The organism is Streptomyces shaanxiensis (assembly GCF_039537145.1).
Classification (GTDB): domain Bacteria; phylum Actinomycetota; class Actinomycetes; order Streptomycetales; family Streptomycetaceae; genus Streptomyces; species Streptomyces shaanxiensis.
Genome location: NZ_BAAAZY010000036.1, coordinates 44,486 through 62,863 on the forward strand (window position 1 = coordinate 44,486; position 18,378 = coordinate 62,863).

Sequence of the window (18,378 nt, forward strand, 5' to 3'; positions counted from 1 at the left end):
CCGACAGCGAGCGGGAGAGGAGCGCAGGTCATGGCACGGACCGGTCATCACCGGCTACGGCGCGTCGCGATCGCCGTACTGCTCCTCGCGCCCGCCGCAGGCCTGCTGTGGGTCCCGCTGTACGCCGGTGCCGAACCACGGCTGGCCGGGACGCCGTTCTTCTACTGGTACCAGCTCGCCTGGGTGCCGGGGTGCGGCCTCTGCCTGCTCGCGGCGTACGCGCTGACGGACCGGCATCGACATCGAGATCGGTATCGAGATCGACATCGAGAACGCTGAGCCGTCCTTCCGCTTCTGCTGCACACCCGGTTTCCGCCGCACACCTGCCTTCTGCCGCACACCCGCTCTGCCCACCCGTTGAGTTCAGGAGCCGCCATGCCCACGTCAGTCATGCCCGAATCCGGTCGCGAGGCGCCGGACAAATCCCGGATGTCGCCTAAGTCGGTTGCCCTCTGGATCGCGGTCGCCCTCGTCGGTGCCCTCGCCTGGGCCGTGCTCGCCCTGTCCCGGGGCGAGGAGATCTCGGCCGTCTGGCTGGTCGTGGCGGCCCTCGGCTCGTATGCGATCGCCTACCGCTTCTACTCGCGGTTCATCGCCCGGCGGGTCCTGCGGGTCGACGACACACGGGCCACGCCGGCCGAACGGCTGGAGGACGGCGTCGACTACCACCCCACCGACAAGCGGGTGCTGTTCGGCCACCACTTCGCGGCGATCGCCGGTGCCGGCCCGCTGGTCGGCCCGGTCCTGGCGGCCCAGATGGGTTATCTGCCGGGCACGATCTGGATCATCGCGGGCGTGATCTTCGCCGGTGCGGTGCAGGACATGATCGTCCTGTTCCTCTCGATGCGCCGGGACGGCAAGAGCCTGGGCCAGATGGCCCGTGACGAGATCGGCAAGGTGGGCGGTGCCGCCGCGCTGATCGGCGTCTTCGCCATCATGATCATCCTGCTCGCGGTGCTGGCGATGGTCGTCGTCAACGCGCTGGCGGAGTCCCCGTGGGGCACCTTCTCGGTCTCCATGACCATCCCCATCGCCCTCTTCATGGGCTTCTACATGCGCTATCTGCGGCCCGGCCGGGTCGTGGAGACCAGCCTGATCGGGGTGGCGCTGCTGCTGCTCGCCATCCTCGGCGGCGGCTGGATCCAGGACTCCTCGCTCGCCGAGTACTTCGTCTGGAGCCCGGAGACCCTGGTCTTCTGCCTGGTCGGCTACGGCTTCGTCGCCTCCGTGCTGCCGGTGTGGATGCTGCTGGCGCCGCGCGACTACCTCTCCACCTTCATGAAGGTCGGCACCATCGCCCTGATGGCCGTCGGCGTGGTGATCGCCGCCCCGAACCTCAAGGCCGAACCGGTGACGGAGTTCGCCTCGACCGGCGCAGGACCGGTGTTCGCCGGGTCGCTGTTCCCGTTCCTGTTCATCACCATCGCCTGCGGCGCCCTGTCCGGCTTCCACGCCCTGGTCTCCTCCGGCACCACGCCGAAGCTGATCCAGAAGGAGTCCCAGGTCCGGCTGATCGGCTACGGCTCCATGCTCACGGAGTCCTTCGTCGCCGTCATGGCGCTGATCGCCGCCTGCGTGCTCGAACCGGGCCTGTTCTACGCGATGAACTCCCCGGCCGCGCTGCTCGGCCCGACCGTGGACACCGCGTCGGAGGCCGTGAAGAACCTCGGCTTCACCATCACCCCGGACCAGCTCACCGCGGCGGCCAAGGCCGTCGAGGAGGAGACGCTGGTGGGCCGCTCCGGCGGTGCGCCCACGCTGGCCGTGGGCATGTCGGAGATCTTCGCCGGGGTGTTCGGCGGGGCCGGGATGAAGGCCTTCTGGTACCACTTCGCGATCATGTTCGAGGCGCTGTTCATCCTCACCACCGTGGACGCCGGTACCCGGGTGGGCCGCTTCATGCTCCAGGACATGCTCGGCAACGTCTGGAAGCCGATCGGCCGGGTCACCTGGAAGCCCGGCATCTGGATCACCAGCGCCCTGGTCGTCGGCGCCTGGGGCTACTTCCTCTACGCCGGTGTCACCGACCCCCTGGGCGGCATCAAGCAGCTCTTCCCGCTGTTCGGCATCGCCAACCAGCTGCTGGCCGCGGTGGCGCTGGCCGTCACCACCACCGTGCTGATCAAGTCCGGCAAGCTGCGCTGGGCCTGGGTCACCGGCATCCCGCTGGCCTGGGACGTGGCCGTCACCTTCACCGCCGGCTGGCAGAAGATCTTCTCGGACAACCCGGCGATCGGCTTCTTCGCCCTGCGGGACAAGTACGCGCAGGCCATCGACGACGGTCAGCTGCTGCCGGGCGCCACGAACATGGACGACATGCACACCATCGTGCTCAACAACACGGTGGACGGCGTCATCATGGCGATCTTCCTGCTGCTGGTCCTCACCGTCCTGGTCAACTGCGCGGTGGTGTGCGTCCGTGCCGTCCGCGCCGGGCAGCCGCTGCCGACCACCGAGGCGCCGTACGTGCAGTCCCGTATCGACGTACCGGAGCAGTCCGCGGAGCCGCTGGTCGGGGCGCGCTCATGAGCACCGTGCGGAAGGTGCTGGGGGCGCTGCGCTGGTACGCGCGTGAGCTGACCGGCGAGGCGGAGTACGACCGCTACTGCGACCGGCAGCGCCGCCACCACCCCGAGGCTCCGATACCGACCCGCCGGGAGTACGACGTACTGCGCACCCTGCACCGAGAGGAACACCCACAGAGCCGCTGCTGCTGACACCGCACCTTCCCCGCGCCTACAGGTATGCGTGCACTGCACGCCCCCAGGGGCGCGGGGAACTGCGCGAGCAACCACGAACAACCCGCACGCACCCACACAGCAGACCTTCCACGGCGAGACATACACCCAGATGCTGAGACGCCGACCATCCCTCCTGATCCGCCCCGAACTGGACGACGCCCCCCTGCACAAAACCCTGCGTGAACTCCGCCCCACCCAACAACTCCACGGCCTCGGCGCCGGCCGCACAAGCCCCGCATGGGACCCCGTGGCCGAACTGCTGCATGCCACCGGACGCGACTGGGACCGCCGTGCCCACCGGGTCTCCGTCCTCGCCCGGGGCCTGCCGGCCGTGGTCTCCGAGCGATGGGCCGCCGAACGGCCCGACGACGGTGACGCCCTGGTCCTGCGTGCCTTCGTCCAGTCGGCCCGCGCCCCGGCCGAGGGACACGCCGCGGTCCGCCAGGCCGAGCAGACGTGTCTGCACGCGGCCGCGGCCTGCCCGGAGGACCCGACGCCCTGGCTGGCGCTGCTGTCCCTGATGCACGCCGCCGCCGTACCGGTGCGGGACGCGGTGCCGGTCTGGACGCAGGCCGTCAACCGCGCGCCCTGGCATCGGACGGCCTATCACCTGCTCCTGCGGTACCTGTCCCCGCGCGGCCACGGCACGGTCCCCGACATGATGGACTTCGCCTGGCAGGTCGCCTTCCAGGCGCCGCACGGATCCCCGATCGCTCTGCTGCCGGTCGCGGCCCGGGTGGAACTCGTCGCTCACCGCCAGGAGCGGACGGGCCGCGACGCGCTCGGCGCGAGCGGTCACTGGAACGAACCCAGGGCGGCAAGGGAGATCGACACGGCCCTCTCCCGCTGGTTCCACGCCGCCGCGGCACCGCACGCCGAAGCCGTCGTCGACCTCAACGTCCTGGCCTTCGCCCTGACCCGCGCCCACCGCCCGACCGAGGCGGGACCCGTCTTCCAGCGCGTCGGCCGCCACATGACCCGCCACCCGTGGGACCTGCTGCCCGAGCCGGAACGCGCCTTCCACTACTGGCGGGACCAGCTGAACGGCCGCCGGAAGTGACAGTGGCGACCGAGCACGTATGCCGCGCTCGGGACGCTACACGGGGGCGGGCGCGGTCTCCGTCTCCTCCGCAGCGGCCGCGTGCGCCCGGTCGCGGGCCTCACGGCGCAGCAGAATCCACCACCCGACGGGCACACCCGCGGCGAACAGCCACCACTGCACGGCATACGCGTAGTTCAGCGGAGCGTTCTCGTCACCGGGCTTCCCGATCAGCTCCGGCGTGTCGCCCTTCGGCTCGGGCGCCGTCAGCACGGCATAGCCGCCCAGCACCTGGGCGTCCAGCCGCTGCGCCTCCTGCTCGCTGTTGATCAGCATGACCTGCCGATCGGGCAGCCCCTTGAGGTTCTTGATCCCGCTGGCCTCGGTCGTCTCGTCGGGCATCAGCCGCCCGGTGACGGTGACCTGGCCGCTGGGCGGCGCGGGGATCTTGGGGAAGGCGGTCTGGCTGGGCCCGTCCGCGGGGATCCAGCCGCGGTTGACCAGCAGCACCTTGCCGTCCGTCAGGACGAAGGGGGTGAGGACGTGGAAGCCGACCTCCTCGTCGGCGTTGACGCGCCGCCGGACGACGACTTCCCGGTCGGTGTCGAACCGCCCCTCGGCGGTCACGGTGCGGTACCGCTGCTTGGAGGTGATGGTGTGTCCCGGGGAGGTCAGCTTCTCCACGGGCACCGCCTGCGCGCCCAGCGCGTCGGCGACCAGCTGGTTGCGGGCGCTGCGCTCCTCGTAGCGGTGCATCTGCCAGATGCCCAGCCTGATCATCGTGGGGATGAGGAGCAGGGCGACCAGCGTGAGGATCACCCACTGCCGGGACAACAGGAAGCGGTACACCCCACGACCGTACAACTCGGTCGTGGGGTGTTTTCAGGCGGGTACGGGTCCTGGCCGGTCACACCTTGTCGACGATCCCCACCTTTCCCTCCGCGCGGGCGCAGTGGGCGCCGCAGTACCACTGGCCCTCGACCTCGACGCCCTGCCCGATGATCTGGACGCGGCAGTGCTCACAGACCGGGGCCATGCGGTGGATCGCACAGGAGAAACAGTCGAAGACGTGCACCGCGCCCTGCGCGTGCACCTCGAAGGTCATGCCGTAGTCGTTTCCGCATACTTCACATGTCGCCATGCGCCACAGGGTGAGCCGTCACCGCGGCCCGGGCGAGACGGCTCCGGGCGAGTCGCGCGGCAATCACCCGTCCGTACGGTCACCGCTCCGACGCCGGTTCCACATCCCTCAGGAGCTGCCCGAAGGCGGCCTCGTCGATCACCGGCGTCCCGTACTGCCGTGCCTTGACCACCTTCGAGGTGCCGGCGTCCGGGTCGTTCGTGACGAGCAGGCTGGTGAGCCGGGACAGGCTCGTCGACACATGCAGCCCGGCCTCGGTCGCGCGGTCCTCCAGCAGGTCGCGCTCGATCGAGGTGTCTCCGGAGAAGGCGACCCGCATGCCCTGCTTGAGCCTTTTGCCCTCTTCGTATCGGCCTGGGTTGGGATAGGGGCAGGCGGGCCTCTTCCGGGACGGACGCCAACTGGTCGGCCGGTAGCCGCCGTAACCGCCACCGCCGTAGCCCCCCGCCTGCTGTCCGATCCGGGGCGCGGCGCTGTCCCGCCACTCGGTCAGCGGCCGGCACTCCTGCAGCGGCAGTCGCACGCTGTCCGCCGCCGCGGCCCGCAGGCTCGGCCGGAACGCCTCCGCCAGCACGCGCGCGTCGTCCAGCGCGTGGTGCGCGCGCTGCTGTACGACGCCGAAGTGCGCGGCCAGTGACTCCAGCTTGTGGTTGGGCAGCGGCAGTCCCAGTTCCTTGGAGAGCGCGATGGTGCACAGCCGCTGCCGTACCGGCGCCTCCCGCTCCGCGCGCGCGTACTCCCGCGCGATCATCTGCCAGTCGAAGACGGCGTTGTGCGCGACGAGCACCCGGCCGTCGAGGCGGGCCGAGAACTCCTCGGCGATGTCCGTGAACAGAGGCGCCGATTCGAGCACATCGCTCGTCAGCCCGTGGATCCAGACCGGGCCCGGATCGCGCTCCGGGTTGACCAGCGTGTACCAGTGGTCCTCGACCTCGCCGCGTGCGTCCAGCCGGTAGACGGCCGCGGAGATTATCCGGTCGTCCCGGGCCAGGCCGGTGGTCTCCACGTCAACGACCGCGTACCCCTGGGGATACGCGGTCGGCCATGCTGTGGGGGAGGACGCTGCGGTCGCACGGTCTTCGAGCATGGTCACTGAGGATACGGGCCGGGACTGACAGTCCTGACCGTCAGGTGCCTTGCCGCGCCCGCCTGTTCGAGCGCGGCGAACGCACGGACGTCAACCGGTCGGCGGGCGCGCCGTGTTGCCGTGCCCCGGTGGCCGCGGTGTCCGGCCGGGTGCGTCGGTACGTCCGGGATGTCCCCCGCGGTGCGATCCTCCGCATGTGACCGAACCAACGCATGACGAGGCCCACGGCGGCGCGCTGGGCGAGCGGCTGAACTGGCTGCGGGCTGCCGTCCTGGGGGCGAACGACGGCATCGTGTCGACCGCGGGACTCGTCGTCGGTGTGGCCGGCGCGACGGACGACCGCTCGGCGCTGCTCACGGCCGGGCTGGCCGGGCTGCTCGCCGGGTCGATGTCCATGGCGGCGGGGGAGTACGTCTCGGTCTCCACCCAGCGCGACTCGGAGAAGGCCGCGCTGGCCCTGGAGAAGCGGGAGTTGCGGGAGCGGCCGGAGGCGGAGTTGGAGGAGCTGGCGGTGCTCCTGGAGCGGCGCGGTCTGACCCGGGACGTAGCCATGGAGGCGGCCGTCCAGTTGACGGAACGGGACGCGCTGAAGGCCCACGCGCGCGTGGAGCTCGGTATCGACCCGGACCAGCTGGCCAACCCGTGGCACGCGGCGTGGGCGAGCTTCCTGGCGTTCACGGCGGGGGCGCTGCTGCCGCTGCTCGCGATGGTGCTGCCGCCGGCGGACTGGCGGCTGGCGGTCACCGTCGCCTCCGTGCTGGCCGCCCTCGCCCTGACCGGCTGGAGCAGCGCCCGCCTGGGCGCCGCCGCCCCGGCCCGAGCGGTGCTGCGCAATGTGGCGGGCGGCGCGCTGGCCATGGGGGTCACCTACGCGGCGGGGTCGCTGCTGGACGTGGCGGGGGTGTAGCGCCGCGACCCGGCCGGCTCAGGACCACGTGGTTTCCGCACTTCAGCACAGTTTCCGGGGCCCTCGGAGCGCGGCCGTCCCGAACCGCGGCGTACGGTGGGATGCGCGCTCGACCACCCCTTTCGAGCGCATGCAGGACAAGAGACGACAAGGACCTCGCCATGCGCGCCACCACCATCCACGCCCCGTTCGACATGCGTGTGCAGGACGTGCCCGACGCCGTGGTGCGCCAGCCCACCGACGCCGTGCTCCGCGTGCTGCGCGCCTGCATCTGCGGCAGCGACCTGTGGGCGTACCGGGGCGAGTCGGCCCGGCAGCCGGGCCAGCGGATCGGCCACGAGTTCCTCGGCGTCGTCGAGGAGACCGGCTCCGAGGTGACCGGCGTCCAGCGGGGTGACCTCGTCGTCGCGCCCTTCATGTGGTCCGACGGCGTCTGCGACTACTGCCGCGAGGGGCTCACCACCTCCTGCGAGCACGGCGGCTTCTGGGGCTCCGTCGGCTCCGACGGCGGCCAGGGCGAGGCCGTGCGCGTCCCCTACGCCGACGCCACCCTCGTCCAGCTCCCCAAGGACGCGGCCGGCGACGACCACCTGCTGTCCGCCCTGCTGACCCTGTCCGACGTCATGGGCACCGGTCATCACGCCGCCCTCGGCGCCGGAGCCCGCCCGGGCGCCACGGTCGCCGTCGTCGGGGACGGCGCCGTCGGCCTGTGCGCGGTGCTCGCCGCCAAGCGGCTCGGCGCCGAGCGGATCATCGCGCTGGGCCGCCACCAGGTCCGTACGGACATCGCGCGCCGCTTCGGCGCCACCGACGTCGTCGCCGAGCGCGGGGACGCGGCTGTCGAAGCCGTACGCGAACTCACGCGCGGGCAGGGCGCGCACGCCGTGGTCGAGGCCGTCGGTACCGAACAGTCAATGCGTACGGCGGTCAACATCACCCGGGACGGCGGCGCCGTCGGCTTCGTCGGTGTGCCGCACGGCAGCGGCACCGGGCTCGACCTCAGTGTCATGTTCGACGGGAACATCGCGCTGCGCGGCGGCGTCGCGCCGGTCCGCACCTACATCCCCGAGCTGCTGCCCGACGTCCTGGACGGCACGATCGACCCGTCGCCCGTCTTCGACATGACCGTCGGCCTGGAGGACGTGCCCGCCGGCTACAAGGCGATGGACGAGCGCACCGCGCTCAAGGTCCTGGTCACCAACTGAGGGCGCGGAGAAGCCGGCTGAGGGCCTGCGAAGGGTTCACCAGCGGATCGGCACCGGCAGCGCCGTCAGCAGCCCCGACAGCGCGACCACCACTCCCAGGGCGACGACCTCCGCTCGCGCGGGAGCGCAGGCGGTCAGCGGGTCGGCCGCCCGGCGCAGCCGGATCCGTGCCCACAGGGCGAGCGCTGCCACGGCCACCACCAGGATCACCTTGGCCAGCAGCGCACGGCCGTACGCCGTGTCCGTCAACTGCGCCAGGACCGTGTCCGACGGCATCCGGCGCAGCGAACTCCACACCCCGGTCGCCGTGATGGCGGCGAGCAGTACGGCCGCCACGCGCGCGTAGAGGCCGAGCAGGGCCGCGCCCGCCTCCGCGGTGCCCCATCCGCGCAGCGTCCGCAGCGCGTACAGCAGCCCGCCGGCCCAGAGCGACGCGCAGGTGAGGTGCACGAGCGTCAGACCGGAACCGAGCAGCGGGCCGTGCTCGGTCGTGGGGTGCGCACGCAGTGCCTCGGCGACCACGACCGCGGCCAGCGGCCAGATCTGGGCGGCCGGCCGGCGCGACAGGGCGCACAGCCCCGCCACGGCGAAGGCGTTCACCTCCACCAGCGCGAGCTTGCCGTCGCGCGACGCGTACAGGCCGCCGAAGTCGAGGTCGGCGGGGCTGTGCGGCACGAGGTTGCCCGTGGACACGACCGAGGCCAGACCGAGGGCGGCGACGAAACCGGCGGCGGCCGCGTACGGCGCCCAACTGCGGGGCAGAGCCCTGGGAGCGCCGGGCACGGTACGGGCCAGCCGGCTCACGAACAGCTCGCCCACCGGGACGCACAGCGCCGCGAACAGCACCGCGCGCAGCAGCGCGATCCCACCGGTGCCGGGCGCGGCGGCCTCCCCGGTGCCGTGCAGCGCGGCCGGCGGTCCGAGCAGCGGGATCAGCGCCGCCAGCCCCACCAGGACGAGAACAGCGACGGCCGGGCCGACGCCGGGGCGGGGTCTCGGTGCGCTCCCGTCGGACCGGGCGGGGGAGGGTTTGGTCAATGTCACCTCAAGAGCTTCACAAAACATCACAGATTCGGGCAAGCGCCGGAAAACAAGTGGTGGTGCGGCATTCCGCCCAGAGGTACGGCTCGGGCGGCCCTCCCGCTCAGGGCCGACGCGAGGGGCTCAAGGCTCGGCCGTTCAGACCCACCGCGCCGGTTCCGCGCCCCACACCCCCGGCGGACGCGCCCAGTCGACGGGGCCGCCCGCGAACGACACCGGTGGCAGGGCGTACCGCAGTCGCCCGAGCGCGCTGTCCCGTTCGCCGAGCCAGGCGTCCGGCGCGTCGTACGTCAGGTGCCCCTCCGGGCCGGGCCGGATGCCGTTCGTCAGCCACTGCGCCGTGCGCGCCAGAGACAGCCGTACGCAGCGGCCGTAACCCTCCTCCTGCCGCTCGGTCAGCGCCCGCAGTACGGCCGCCGCCAGTAGATACCCCGTCCCGTGGTCGAGGGCCTGCGCGGGCAGCGCGCCGGGCCGTTCGGCCGCTCCGTCGGCCGTGGCCCCCTCGATCGCGGCGATGCCGCTGGCGACCTGCACGAGGCTGTCGAACCCGCGCCGCTCGCGCCACGGCCCGTACGCCCCCCATGCCGACAGCTGTGCCACGACCAGACCGGGCCGCCGCTCGGCCAACTCCCGCGCCGACAGCCCGAGCCGGTCGAGGGCGCCCGGCCGGTACCCGGTCACGACGACGTCCGCCGTCGCGAGCAGTTCCTCGAAGACGCGCCGGTCAGCCGCCAGGTCCAGGGTCGCCGAGCGCTTCCCGAAGCCCGTGTCGGCGTGCTGGTCGGCCAGTTCGGGCAGCCGCGGAGTGTCCAGGCGCAGGACCTCCGCGCCGAGCAGCGCGAGTGTGCGCGTGGCGACGGGGCCCGCGATGACCCGCGTCAGGTCCAGGACGCGAACTCCGGCGGCGGGCAGCAGGGGAGTGCCGTCGAGAGGCGGGAGCACGCGCGCACGTGCCGTGTCGAGCCGTTCGCGCTCCACGAGAGGCCGTCGGGCCACCGCGGCCGCCTGCTCGTGCGCCGCCCATTCCTCGGGCGTCCGCAGCGCCACGGCCAGCCCGCCGGCCGCGTACACGGACTCCTCGATCTCGTGCGCGGACCGCTCGGCGAGCGCCGCGGCGACGGCGGCCGGATCCTCCTGCGTCACCCCCAGCGCGGCCAGCAGCCGGGCCCGGTGATGCGGATAGTTCGCGTGGGTCCGCACCCAGCCGTCCGCCGTGCGCCAGAACCGCGACAAGGGGGCGAAGTTGACCGGTGCGCGCCCGTCGACCAGGAGATGCCGTTCACTCACGAACGCCGTGGCGATCGCCCCGTCGTCCAGCCGCACCTCGGGCACCTCGGTGAGCCCGGCCCGCCGTGCCCCCAGCTCGGCCGCGGCCAGCGCGCACGCGCCCACGCACGCGCGCGCCAACTCCCGTACGGGAAGACGCGCGTGAAGCGCGCCCTCCCGCACCACGGTCGACACACGGGGGAGCAAGGCGGGATCGCCGCCCATCGCGGACCAAGCGGCACTGATTCCCGCACTGATTCCCGTCATGACTGCACTATGCAGTGTTGACTCGATCAACATGTTGACCGGATGGCCGCCGGGCTACCTGGGGCTCATCCGGTCAGTCAACGGCGTCCAGTGCGTCGACGACGCCGAACCCGTAGAAGCCGTTGAACCGCTCGCCGCCCTCGCACACCGCGTCCTGCTTGCCGTCGCCGTCCTGGTCGTACGACTCGGGGCAGCCCGGGTTGTCCGCCTGGACCTTCAGCAGCCCCTGCAACTGGGCCGGAGACGCCTTCGGGTACCGCGACTTCAGCAGCGCGGCCACGCCGGCCGCGTGCGGGGAGGCCATGGACGTGCCCTGCAGCCACCCGTACTCGCCGTTCGGCATGGTGGACAGGATGCGGCCGTTTGCCGACGGGGTGTCCGTCGGGATCTGGAACTTGCGGTCACCGCCCGGCGCCGCCACGTCGACGACGCGGTAACCGTAGGACGAGTAGTACGACTTGACGTTCTGCACGCCCGTCGCGCTCACCGTGACCACGCCCGGCAGCTGGGTCGGCACGTCGAAGCACTCGTGCGGGTCGATCGTGCGGGTGACCGGCGTGGAGTCGTCGGGGCTGGTCTCGTCCACGATCGAGTCGGCGTCCATGTCGTGGTTGGAGTTGCCCGCCGAGGCCAGGTGCAGCGTGCCCTTCTTCTGGGCGTACAGCTGGGCCCTGTTGACCGAGTCGACGATGGCCTTCTGGTCGGGGTCGTCCATGCAGTTGTACAGCCACGGGTCGACGTAATAGCTGTTGTTCGTGATCTCCACACCGTGGTCGGCGGCGAACACGAAGGCGCAGACGACGCTCTCCGGGTAGAAGAGGCCGTTCTTCGGGTCGCTCACCTTGATGCCCGAGACCTTCACGCCGGGCGCGACACCCGCGACGCCGATGCCGTTGCGGGCCGCGGCGATCTCACCCGCGACGTGCGTGCCGTGGTAGTCCTCGGCGGTGTACGGGCGCCAGGCGCCCTCGCTGGTGTCCGCGACGCCGCCGGCGCAGTTCGCCGACTGGGACGCGGCGAAGTTCGGCGCCAGGTCCGGGTGGGTGTCGTCGACGCCGGTGTCGATGACGGCGACGGTGACCTTCGGACTGCCCGGGTTGATCCGGGCGGCCTTGTCGGCGCCGATCGCCCGCAGGTCCCACTGGTCGGCCTCGAGCGGCTCGCTGCCCTCCGCCGCGGCCGACGCGCGCGCGATCTTCGAGGCCTGGCCCTTCGTCATCGGCTGGGCGGGGCCCTCGTCCGTCGCCCCGGCGGGGGCCAGGGGCGCCGTACGCGTCGCGCCCGCCGACTGCACACCGCGCACCGCACGTATCGCCTTGGCGAAGTCGGGGTTCGCCGAGTGGACGACGATCACGCCGATCTTCTCGTAGGCGATCACGACGGTGCCGCCGGCCGCGGCGATCGCCTTCTTCACCGACTCGATCGTGCGACGGTCCGTGTGGGTGTTGACGACATATGCCAGGCCGGTCGCGTCCGTGGCCTGCGCGCCGGGCTCCGCGAACGGTGCGGCCGAGGCCGCCGCCGGAAGGAAGCCGAGCGAGGCGGTCAGCGACAGGGCGAGGGATGCGGCGAGGCCGAGTCGGCGTCTGGACCGCAGATGAACCATGGGATCTCCACATCATCCGGAACGGGAACCTGCCCGGACGCGGATGAGCGCCCGGGCAGGTACATGACGAGTGGTGCAGGAGTGAAGCTATCCCCCGAACCTCCTGGCCAGCAATCACTCACCCGGGCGACTTCGGAAAGAAGCCCTCGGAGTTGAACCGGTCCTCGCGTGGCGCCGTGACCTTGGGAAGGGGGCGCGAGCAGGATCGAGCCCTCTGTCGGATCACACGCCGTGGCCCTAACATCGCCACTCGGCTCAAGTGATCCATGTCACCGCTAGGAACAGAGCCGCCATGCCCGCATCCCACTCGTCCCCACCCCCCGACCCGTCCCCGTCCACCGTCGCAACAGCGCCCGCAACGCGAGGAGACTCCGTGGCTACCGACGCACCGCCCCCCTCGAAAGAGGAACACAAACTCCCCACCACCGAGGAGTTCGCCGAGGTGCAGCAGAGTGCGGAGTTCGGTGAACTGCGCCGCTCCTACCGCTCCTTCGCCTTCCCGCTGACCGTCGCCTTCATCGTCTGGTACCTGCTGTACGTCCTGCTCTCCAACTACGCGGGCGACTTCATGGGCACCAAGCTGTTCGGCAACATCAACATCGCGTTCGTCTTCGGTATCGCCCAGTTCGTCACCACGTTCCTCATCGCCTGGTGGTACGCGCGCCACGCCGGCGCCAAGCTCGACCCCAAGGCCGAGGCCATCAAGACCCGTATGGAGGGCGGCGCATGAGCCCCGCGATTGCCCAGGTACAGCTCGCCGCCAACGAGGCCAGCGAGCACCGGCCGCTGATCATCTCCCTGTTCGCGGCCTTCGTGATCGCGACCCTCTTCATCACCGTGTGGGCGGGCCGCCAGACCAAGGACGCCGCCGACTTCTACGCGGGCGGCCGGTCGTTCAGCGCTTTCCAGAACGGCCTCGCCGTCTCCGGCGACTACATGTCCGCCGCGTCCTTCCTCGGCATCGCGGGCGCCATCGCACTTTTCGGATACGACGGCTTCCTGTACTCCATCGGCTTCCTGGTCGCCTGGCTGGTCGCCCTGCTCCTGGTGGCCGAGCCGCTCAGGAACTCCGGCCGCTACACGATGGGTGACGTGCTCGCGTACCGCATGCGCCAGCGCCCGGTCCGCACGGCGGCCGGCACCTCCACGATCGTCGTGTCGATCTTCTATCTGCTGGCCCAGATGGCGGGCGCGGGCGTCCTGGTCTCGCTGCTGCTCGGCATCACCACCGACGCGGGCAAGATCCTGATCGTCGCCCTCGTCGGCGTCCTGATGATCGTGTACGTCTCCATCGGCGGCATGAAGGGCACGACCTGGGTCCAGATGGTCAAGGCCGTGCTGCTGATCGGTGGCACGATCCTGATCACGTTCCTGGTGCTGCTGAAGTTCAACTTCAACATCTCCGACCTGCTCGGCAAGGCCGCCGAGAACAGCGGCAAGGGCGCCGCCTTCCTGGAGCCCGGCCTCCAGTACGGCGCGACCGGCACCTCCAAGCTGGACTTCATCTCCCTCGGCATCGCCCTGGTCCTCGGCACCGCGGGTCTGCCGCACATCCTGATCCGCTTCTACACGGTGCCCAACGCCAAGGCCGCCCGTAAGTCCGTGAACTGGGCGATCGGCATCATCGGCGGCTTCTACCTGATGACCATCGCCCTCGGCTTCGGCGCAGCCGCGCTGATCTCCCAGGAAGAGATCATCGCGTCCAACCCGTCGGGCAACACGGCGGCACCCCTGCTCGCCCTGCATCTCGGCGGCGTCGACTCGGCCTGGGGCGCGATCCTGCTCGCCACCATCTCGGCCGTGGCCTTCGCGACCATCCTCGCGGTCGTCGCCGGCCTGACCCTGGCCTCGTCCTCGTCGTTCGCCCACGACATCTACGCGAACGTCATCAGGAAGGGCCAGGCCACCGAGAAGGAGGAGGTCCGGGCCGCCCGCCTGGCCACCATCGGCATCGGCGCCGTCTCCATCCTCCTCGGCGCCCTCGCCCGCGACCTCAACGTCGCCGGCCTGGTCGCCCTGGCCTTCGCCGTCGCGGCCTCCGCCAACCTGCCGACGATCCTCTACAGTCTGTTCTGGAAGCGGTTCACCACCCAGGGCGCCCTGTGGTCGATCTACGGCGGTCTGATCGTCGCCGTCGGCCTGGTGCTGTTCTCGCCGGTCGTCTCCGGCGACCCCAAGGCGATGTTCCCCGACGTCGACTTCGCTTGGTTCCCGCTGAAGAACCCGGGCATCATCTCCATCCCGTTCGGCTTCCTCATGGGCTGGCTGGGCACGGTCCTGTCCAAGGAGGAGCCCGACGCCGGCAAGTACGCGGAGCTGGAGGTCCGGTCCCTGACCGGCACCGGCGCCCACTGAGCACGCCCCGCTGAGCACGCCCACTGTGCGGCCGCGTCGTAGATCCCTACGACGCGGCCGCGTCGTACGTCGTGGGATCGGGCCGGTGTCGGTGTCAGTGCGGTCACGTAGGCTCGCAGGTGAAGGAAGTTGAATCCGGTCTTGACGCGGGAGGGGGCCCACGTGCTCATCGACACCTACGGCCGAGTGGCCACCGACCTGAGGGTCTCGCTGACCGACCGCTGCAATCTGCGGTGCACGTACTGCATGCCCGAGGAGGGTCTGCAGTGGCTGGCCAAGCCCGACCTGCTCACGGACGACGAGATCGTCCGCCTGATCGACATCGCGGTCACCTCCCTCGGCATCGAGGAGGTCCGCTTCACCGGCGGCGAGCCCCTGCTGCGCCCTGGCCTCGTCGGCATAGTCGAGCGCGTCGCGGCCCTTGAGCCCCGCCCCCAGATGTCCCTGACGACGAACGGCATCGGCCTCAAGCGCACGGCGTCCGCCCTGAAGGCGGCGGGCCTGGACCGGGTCAACGTCTCCCTGGACACCCTGCGCCCCGACGTCTTCAAGACCCTCACCCGCCGCGACCGCCACAAGGACGTCATCGAGGGCCTGCACGCCGCCCGCGACGCGGGCCTGACCCCGGTCAAGGTCAACTCGGTCCTGATGCCGGGCCTCAACGACGACGAGGCCCCCGACCTCCTGGCCTGGGCGGTCGAGCACGACTACGAACTGCGCTTCATCGAGCAGATGCCCCTGGACGCCCAGCACGGCTGGAAGCGCGACGGCATGATCACTGCCGGCGACATCCTGACGTCCCTGCGCACCCGCTTCGAGCTGACCGCCGAGGGCGAGGAGAAGCGCGGCTCGGCCCCGGCGGAGCGCTGGCTGGTCGACGGCGGCCCGCACGTGGTGGGCGTCATCGCTTCGGTCACCCGCCCGTTCTGCGCGGCCTGCGACCGCACCCGCCTGACGGCCGACGGCCAGATACGAACGTGCCTGTTCGCCCAGGAGGAGACCGACCTACGAGCGGCACTGCGCTCCGACGCCCCCGACGAGGAGATCGCCCGCATCTGGCGCCTGGCGATGTGGGGGAAGAAGGCGGGAGCGGGCCTGGACGACCCGTCGTTCGTGCAGCCGGACAGGCCGATGTCCGCTATCGGGGGCTAGCTGCAACGCCCCTGAAGGGGCGCGGGACCGTATCGATTTGCGGCTCCGCCGCGTGGGCGCGATTAACCACAATGAAGCCGTAGACGCCAGACGAGCCGCACCACCCCAGACCGATGGCGCCCCTCAATCTCCCTGCGCTTCCCACTCTTCTAGCAGGACAACGTCCTTCAAAAACCCCCGCACCCCAAGAAACTGTGACAAATGCTCGCGATGCTCCTCGCAGGCGAGCCACGTCTTCCGCCGCTCCGGCGTATGAATCTTCGGGTTGTTCCACGCCAGCACCCACACGGCATCGGCACGGCAGCCCTTGGCGGAACAGATAGGCGTGTCACTCACAGATTCGTCTCACAGATGCACACAAAAGGCGACGCCGAGCAGCCACGGGGGGAGCTGCCCGGCGTCGGTCCGTCGCTCCGACGGGGGATGCGGAGCGTCCACGAAGTATGTCATGGGTAACCCCTCGCCCGGCACCGGAACAGCACTATTGATCTGAGCTTTTCCTGAGCTTGGCGCGGAGTCGACCCCCCGAGTTGTCCGGAGGACAGCGCTCCGCAGGATCACATTCCGTCGCCCGGTTTGCTTTGTGCGCCCGGCGCGGAGTCGTCCGCGACATCTTCCGGGACGGATTCCGCGGAGCCGTCATTCGTCCCGGGCGGGGCGATCATCGGTCGCATCGGCGCGCTCACGAACGTCGACGGCAGACCCGGCGCATTCTCCCGCCCCGCGTTGGCGATCACCACCGCGATATACGGCAGGACCGCCCCGAGCACCAACGCAACGATCGCGACGTGCCGTTCGACGTTCCACAGCGAGGCGGCGAGGATCACCGACACCGTGCGGACCGACATGGAGATGACGTACCGGCGCTGCCGGGCGCGCACATCGTCGTGGAGCCCCGCTCGGGCCCCGGTGATCCGGAACACCTGGGCGTTACCGCCGGCATGCAGCTTCCGCATCAGATTCCACCATCCGCCCGCATCGGACTCTCCCCCTGCCCCTACCCGTCCGCCCCCGGTCGGGGACCCGGGCCAGGACACCTTCCACGGTACGCCCCGCCTCCGCCGCCTACGAGACCGGGGCCCCTGCCACCTGGGGGAACGCCGTCAGCCGTAACGCGTACGGCGGTACCCGGCATGCGGCGTACCAGGGCCGGTCCAAGACTGGGTGTGAGGCTCACCCGAGCCGTAGGAGGAGGCAGCCATGGGCTGGTTGTGGGCGATCATCGTCGGGTTTGTGCTGGGTCTGCTCGCGAAGGCGATCATCCCGGGCAAGCAGCACAGCCCCCTCTGGCTGACCACCATCTTCGGCATCCTCGGCGCCATCGTCGGCAACTCCATCGCGCGCGCGTTCGGCGTCGAAGCGACCCGCGGCATCGACTGGAGCCGGCACGTCTTCCAGATCGTGGCCGCGGTGATCATCGTGTACGTGGGGGACATGCTGTACATGGCGACGCTGGGCAAGCGTAAACAGCGGACATGAGTCCGGGGACCTCGAAGGGGCGGCCTCCCACGCGGGAAGTCGCCCCTTCGTCGTACACAGGTCCCTGTACGTCGGCTAGCCGCCCGTGACCTCGACCGCCGCCAGGTTCTTCTTCCCGCGCCGCAGCACCAGCCACCGCCCGTGCAGCAGGTCCTCCTTCGCGGGCACCGCGTCCTCACCGGCGACCTTGACGTTGTTCACGTAGGCCCCGCCCTCCTTCACGGTGCGCCGCGCCGCGGACTTGCTGGCCACCAGGCCGACCTCGGCGAAGAGGTCGACGACCTGGCCGAGCTGCTCGACCTGGATGTGCGGCACCTCGGAGAGGGCCGCCGCCAGCGTCCGGTCGTCCAGCTCCGTCAGCTCGCCCTGGCCGAAGAGGGCCTTGGACGCGGCGATCACGGCGGCCGTCTGGTCGGCACCGTGCACCAGCGTCGTCAGCTCCTCGGCCAGCGCACGCTGCGCGGCACGGGCCTGCGGACGCTCCTCAGTCTGCTTCTCCAGCTCCTCCAGCTCCGCACGGGACTTGAAGGACAGGATGCGCATGTACGTGGAGATGTCCCGGTCGTCCGCGTTCAGCCAGAACTGGTAGAACGCGTACGGCGTCGTCATCTCCGGGTCGAGCCAGATGGCGCCGCCCTCGGTCTTGCCGAACTTGGTGCCGTCCGACTTGGTCATCAGCGGCGTCGCGAGAGCGTGCACATGGGCGTGCGGCTCCAGCCGGTGGATCAGGTCCAGACCCGCAGTGAGGTTGCCCCACTGGTCGCTGCCGCCCTGCTGGAGGGTGCAGCCGTGCCGCCGGTACAGCTCCAGGAAGTCCATGCCCTGCAGCAGCTGGTAGCTGAACTCCGTGTAGCTGATGCCCTCTTCGGACTGCAGCCGACGGGCGACCGAGTCCTTGGTCAGCATCTTGTTGACGCGGAAGTGCTTGCCGATGTCCCGCAGGAACTCGATGGCGGACAGGCCGGCCGTCCAGTCCAGGTTGTTGACCATCGTCGCGGCATTGTCGCCCTCGAAGGACAGGAAGGGCTCGATCTGCGCGCGCAGGCGGTTCACCCAGTTCGCGACCGTCTCCGGGTCGTTCAGCGTGCGCTC

19 protein-coding genes are annotated in these 18,378 nt (G+C 70.7%); 10 read left to right on the top strand and 9 right to left on the bottom strand.

Annotated features, from left to right (window positions below; genetic code table 11):
- The first annotated feature begins 30 nt into the window (after positions 1-30).
- From ABD932_RS42685 to ABD932_RS42700, 4 genes are all read left to right on the top strand, one after another.
- Complete coding sequence (locus ABD932_RS42685; RefSeq protein ID WP_345021782.1) at positions 31-279, top strand: DUF3311 domain-containing protein; 249 nt, start codon at positions 31-33, stop codon at positions 277-279.
- 96 nt (positions 280-375) lie between these two features.
- Positions 376-2,529, top strand: coding sequence for a carbon starvation CstA family protein (locus ABD932_RS42690; protein WP_345021784.1), 2,154 nt, complete (start codon positions 376-378; stop codon positions 2,527-2,529).
- A complete protein-coding gene (locus ABD932_RS42695) occupies positions 2,526-2,717 on the top strand; it encodes a YbdD/YjiX family protein (RefSeq protein ID WP_345021786.1) in 192 nt (63 codons plus the stop codon). The genes ABD932_RS42690 and ABD932_RS42695 overlap by 4 nt, the downstream gene beginning before the upstream one ends.
- A 133-nt stretch (positions 2,718-2,850) precedes the next feature.
- Positions 2,851-3,801 (top strand): hypothetical protein, encoded by a 951-nt coding sequence (locus ABD932_RS42700; protein ID WP_345021788.1) that lies wholly within the window; start codon positions 2,851-2,853, stop codon positions 3,799-3,801.
- Positions 3,802-3,837: 36 nt separating this feature from the next.
- On the opposite strand, the gene ABD932_RS42705 is transcribed toward ABD932_RS42700, so the two are convergent.
- The 3 genes from ABD932_RS42705 to ABD932_RS42715 all read right to left on the bottom strand — a co-directional run bounded on the left by ABD932_RS42705 (position 3,838) and on the right by ABD932_RS42715 (position 6,008).
- Complete coding sequence (locus ABD932_RS42705) at positions 3,838-4,629, bottom strand: SURF1 family cytochrome oxidase biogenesis protein (protein ID WP_345021790.1); 792 nt, start codon at positions 4,627-4,629, stop codon at positions 3,838-3,840.
- A gap of 58 nt (positions 4,630-4,687) precedes the next feature.
- Positions 4,688-4,921: a hypothetical protein gene (locus tag ABD932_RS42710; protein ID WP_078916415.1), complete on the bottom strand. Its 234-nt coding sequence runs from the start codon at positions 4,919-4,921 to the stop codon at positions 4,688-4,690.
- 79 nt (positions 4,922-5,000) lie between these two features.
- Complete coding sequence (locus ABD932_RS42715) at positions 5,001-6,008, bottom strand: DEDDh family exonuclease (RefSeq protein ID WP_345021794.1); 1,008 nt, start codon at positions 6,006-6,008, stop codon at positions 5,001-5,003.
- A 196-nt stretch (positions 6,009-6,204) separates the two neighbouring features.
- Here ABD932_RS42715 and ABD932_RS42720 point away from each other — a divergent pair, with 196 nt between their 5' ends.
- Both ABD932_RS42720 and ABD932_RS42725 read left to right on the top strand, forming a co-directional pair.
- Positions 6,205-6,915 carry a VIT1/CCC1 transporter family protein gene (locus ABD932_RS42720; protein WP_345021796.1) on the top strand — a complete coding sequence of 237 codons (711 nt, stop codon included), beginning with the start codon at positions 6,205-6,207 and terminating at the stop codon, positions 6,913-6,915.
- A 161-nt stretch (positions 6,916-7,076) separates the two neighbouring features.
- Positions 7,077-8,120 (top strand): zinc-dependent alcohol dehydrogenase family protein, encoded by a 1,044-nt coding sequence (locus ABD932_RS42725; RefSeq protein WP_345021797.1) that lies wholly within the window; start codon positions 7,077-7,079, stop codon positions 8,118-8,120.
- 36 nt (positions 8,121-8,156) lie between these two features.
- On the opposite strand, the gene ABD932_RS42730 is transcribed toward ABD932_RS42725, so the two are convergent.
- From ABD932_RS42730 to ABD932_RS42740, 3 genes are all read right to left on the bottom strand, one after another.
- Entirely contained in the window at positions 8,157-9,164 is a 1,008-nt protein-coding gene (locus tag ABD932_RS42730) for a CopD family protein (RefSeq protein ID WP_345021798.1), read from the bottom strand.
- Between the two features lie 135 nt (positions 9,165-9,299).
- A complete protein-coding gene (locus tag ABD932_RS42735) occupies positions 9,300-10,694 on the bottom strand; it encodes a CoA transferase (RefSeq protein ID WP_345021799.1) in 1,395 nt (464 codons plus the stop codon).
- Between the two features lie 73 nt (positions 10,695-10,767).
- A complete protein-coding gene (locus ABD932_RS42740; RefSeq protein ID WP_345021801.1) occupies positions 10,768-12,300 on the bottom strand; it encodes a S8 family peptidase in 1,533 nt (510 codons plus the stop codon).
- A 373-nt stretch (positions 12,301-12,673) separates the two neighbouring features.
- On the opposite strand from ABD932_RS42740, the gene ABD932_RS42745 reads away from it, so the two are divergent.
- The 3 genes from ABD932_RS42745 (at position 12,674) to moaA (ending at position 15,807) form a co-directional block, all read left to right on the top strand.
- Positions 12,674-13,030 carry a DUF485 domain-containing protein gene (locus ABD932_RS42745; protein ID WP_345021803.1) on the top strand — a complete coding sequence of 119 codons (357 nt, stop codon included), beginning with the start codon at positions 12,674-12,676 and terminating at the stop codon, positions 13,028-13,030.
- Positions 13,027-14,655, top strand: coding sequence for a solute symporter family protein (locus ABD932_RS42750; protein ID WP_345021805.1), 1,629 nt, complete (start codon positions 13,027-13,029; stop codon positions 14,653-14,655). The genes ABD932_RS42745 and ABD932_RS42750 overlap by 4 nt, the downstream gene beginning before the upstream one ends.
- Positions 14,656-14,817: 162 nt before the next feature.
- On the top strand, positions 14,818-15,807 hold the full coding sequence (gene moaA / locus ABD932_RS42755; RefSeq protein ID WP_345021807.1) for a GTP 3',8-cyclase MoaA: 990 nt from the start codon (positions 14,818-14,820) through the stop codon (positions 15,805-15,807).
- 123 nt (positions 15,808-15,930) lie between these two features.
- Here moaA and ABD932_RS42760 read toward each other — a convergent pair whose 3' ends face one another.
- Positions 15,931-16,143, bottom strand: a complete 213-nt coding sequence (locus ABD932_RS42760; RefSeq protein WP_345021809.1) for a hypothetical protein — start codon at positions 16,141-16,143, stop codon at positions 15,931-15,933.
- A gap of 221 nt (positions 16,144-16,364) precedes the next feature.
- Positions 16,365-16,763, bottom strand: a complete 399-nt coding sequence (locus tag ABD932_RS42765) for a DUF3099 domain-containing protein (RefSeq protein ID WP_345021811.1) — start codon at positions 16,761-16,763, stop codon at positions 16,365-16,367.
- A 244-nt stretch (positions 16,764-17,007) separates the two neighbouring features.
- Here ABD932_RS42765 and ABD932_RS42770 point away from each other — a divergent pair, with 244 nt between their 5' ends.
- Complete coding sequence (locus ABD932_RS42770) at positions 17,008-17,286, top strand: GlsB/YeaQ/YmgE family stress response membrane protein (protein ID WP_345021813.1); 279 nt, start codon at positions 17,008-17,010, stop codon at positions 17,284-17,286.
- Between the two features lie 75 nt (positions 17,287-17,361).
- On the opposite strand, the gene tyrS is transcribed toward ABD932_RS42770, so the two are convergent.
- Positions 17,362-18,378 (bottom strand): tyrosine--tRNA ligase (gene tyrS, locus ABD932_RS42775; protein WP_345021815.1); only part of this gene is annotated, 1,017 nt, incomplete at its 5' end.

Bases quoted from the DNA above. Each gene is read 5' to 3' on its own strand.
- ABD932_RS42685 (WP_345021782.1), top strand. From the start codon at position 31: ATGGCACGGACCGGTCATCACCGGCTACGGCGCGTCGCGATCGCCGTA.
- ABD932_RS42690 (WP_345021784.1), top strand. From the start codon at position 376: ATGCCCACGTCAGTCATGCCCGAATCCGGTCGCGAGGCGCCGGACAAA.
- ABD932_RS42695 (WP_345021786.1), top strand. From the start codon at position 2,526: ATGAGCACCGTGCGGAAGGTGCTGGGGGCGCTGCGCTGGTACGCGCGT.
- ABD932_RS42700 (WP_345021788.1), top strand. From the start codon at position 2,851: ATGCTGAGACGCCGACCATCCCTCCTGATCCGCCCCGAACTGGACGAC.
- ABD932_RS42710 (WP_078916415.1), bottom strand. From the start codon at position 4,921: ATGGCGACATGTGAAGTATGCGGAAACGACTACGGCATGACCTTCGAG.
- ABD932_RS42715 (WP_345021794.1), bottom strand. From the start codon at position 6,008: ATGCTCGAAGACCGTGCGACCGCAGCGTCCTCCCCCACAGCATGGCCG.
- ABD932_RS42725 (WP_345021797.1), top strand. From the start codon at position 7,077: ATGCGCGCCACCACCATCCACGCCCCGTTCGACATGCGTGTGCAGGAC.
- ABD932_RS42735 (WP_345021799.1), bottom strand. From the start codon at position 10,694: ATGACGGGAATCAGTGCGGGAATCAGTGCCGCTTGGTCCGCGATGGGC.
- ABD932_RS42740 (WP_345021801.1), bottom strand. From the start codon at position 12,300: ATGGTTCATCTGCGGTCCAGACGCCGACTCGGCCTCGCCGCATCCCTC.
- ABD932_RS42750 (WP_345021805.1), top strand. From the start codon at position 13,027: ATGAGCCCCGCGATTGCCCAGGTACAGCTCGCCGCCAACGAGGCCAGC.
- ABD932_RS42765 (WP_345021811.1), bottom strand. From the start codon at position 16,763: ATGCGGAAGCTGCATGCCGGCGGTAACGCCCAGGTGTTCCGGATCACC.
- ABD932_RS42770 (WP_345021813.1), top strand. From the start codon at position 17,008: ATGGGCTGGTTGTGGGCGATCATCGTCGGGTTTGTGCTGGGTCTGCTC.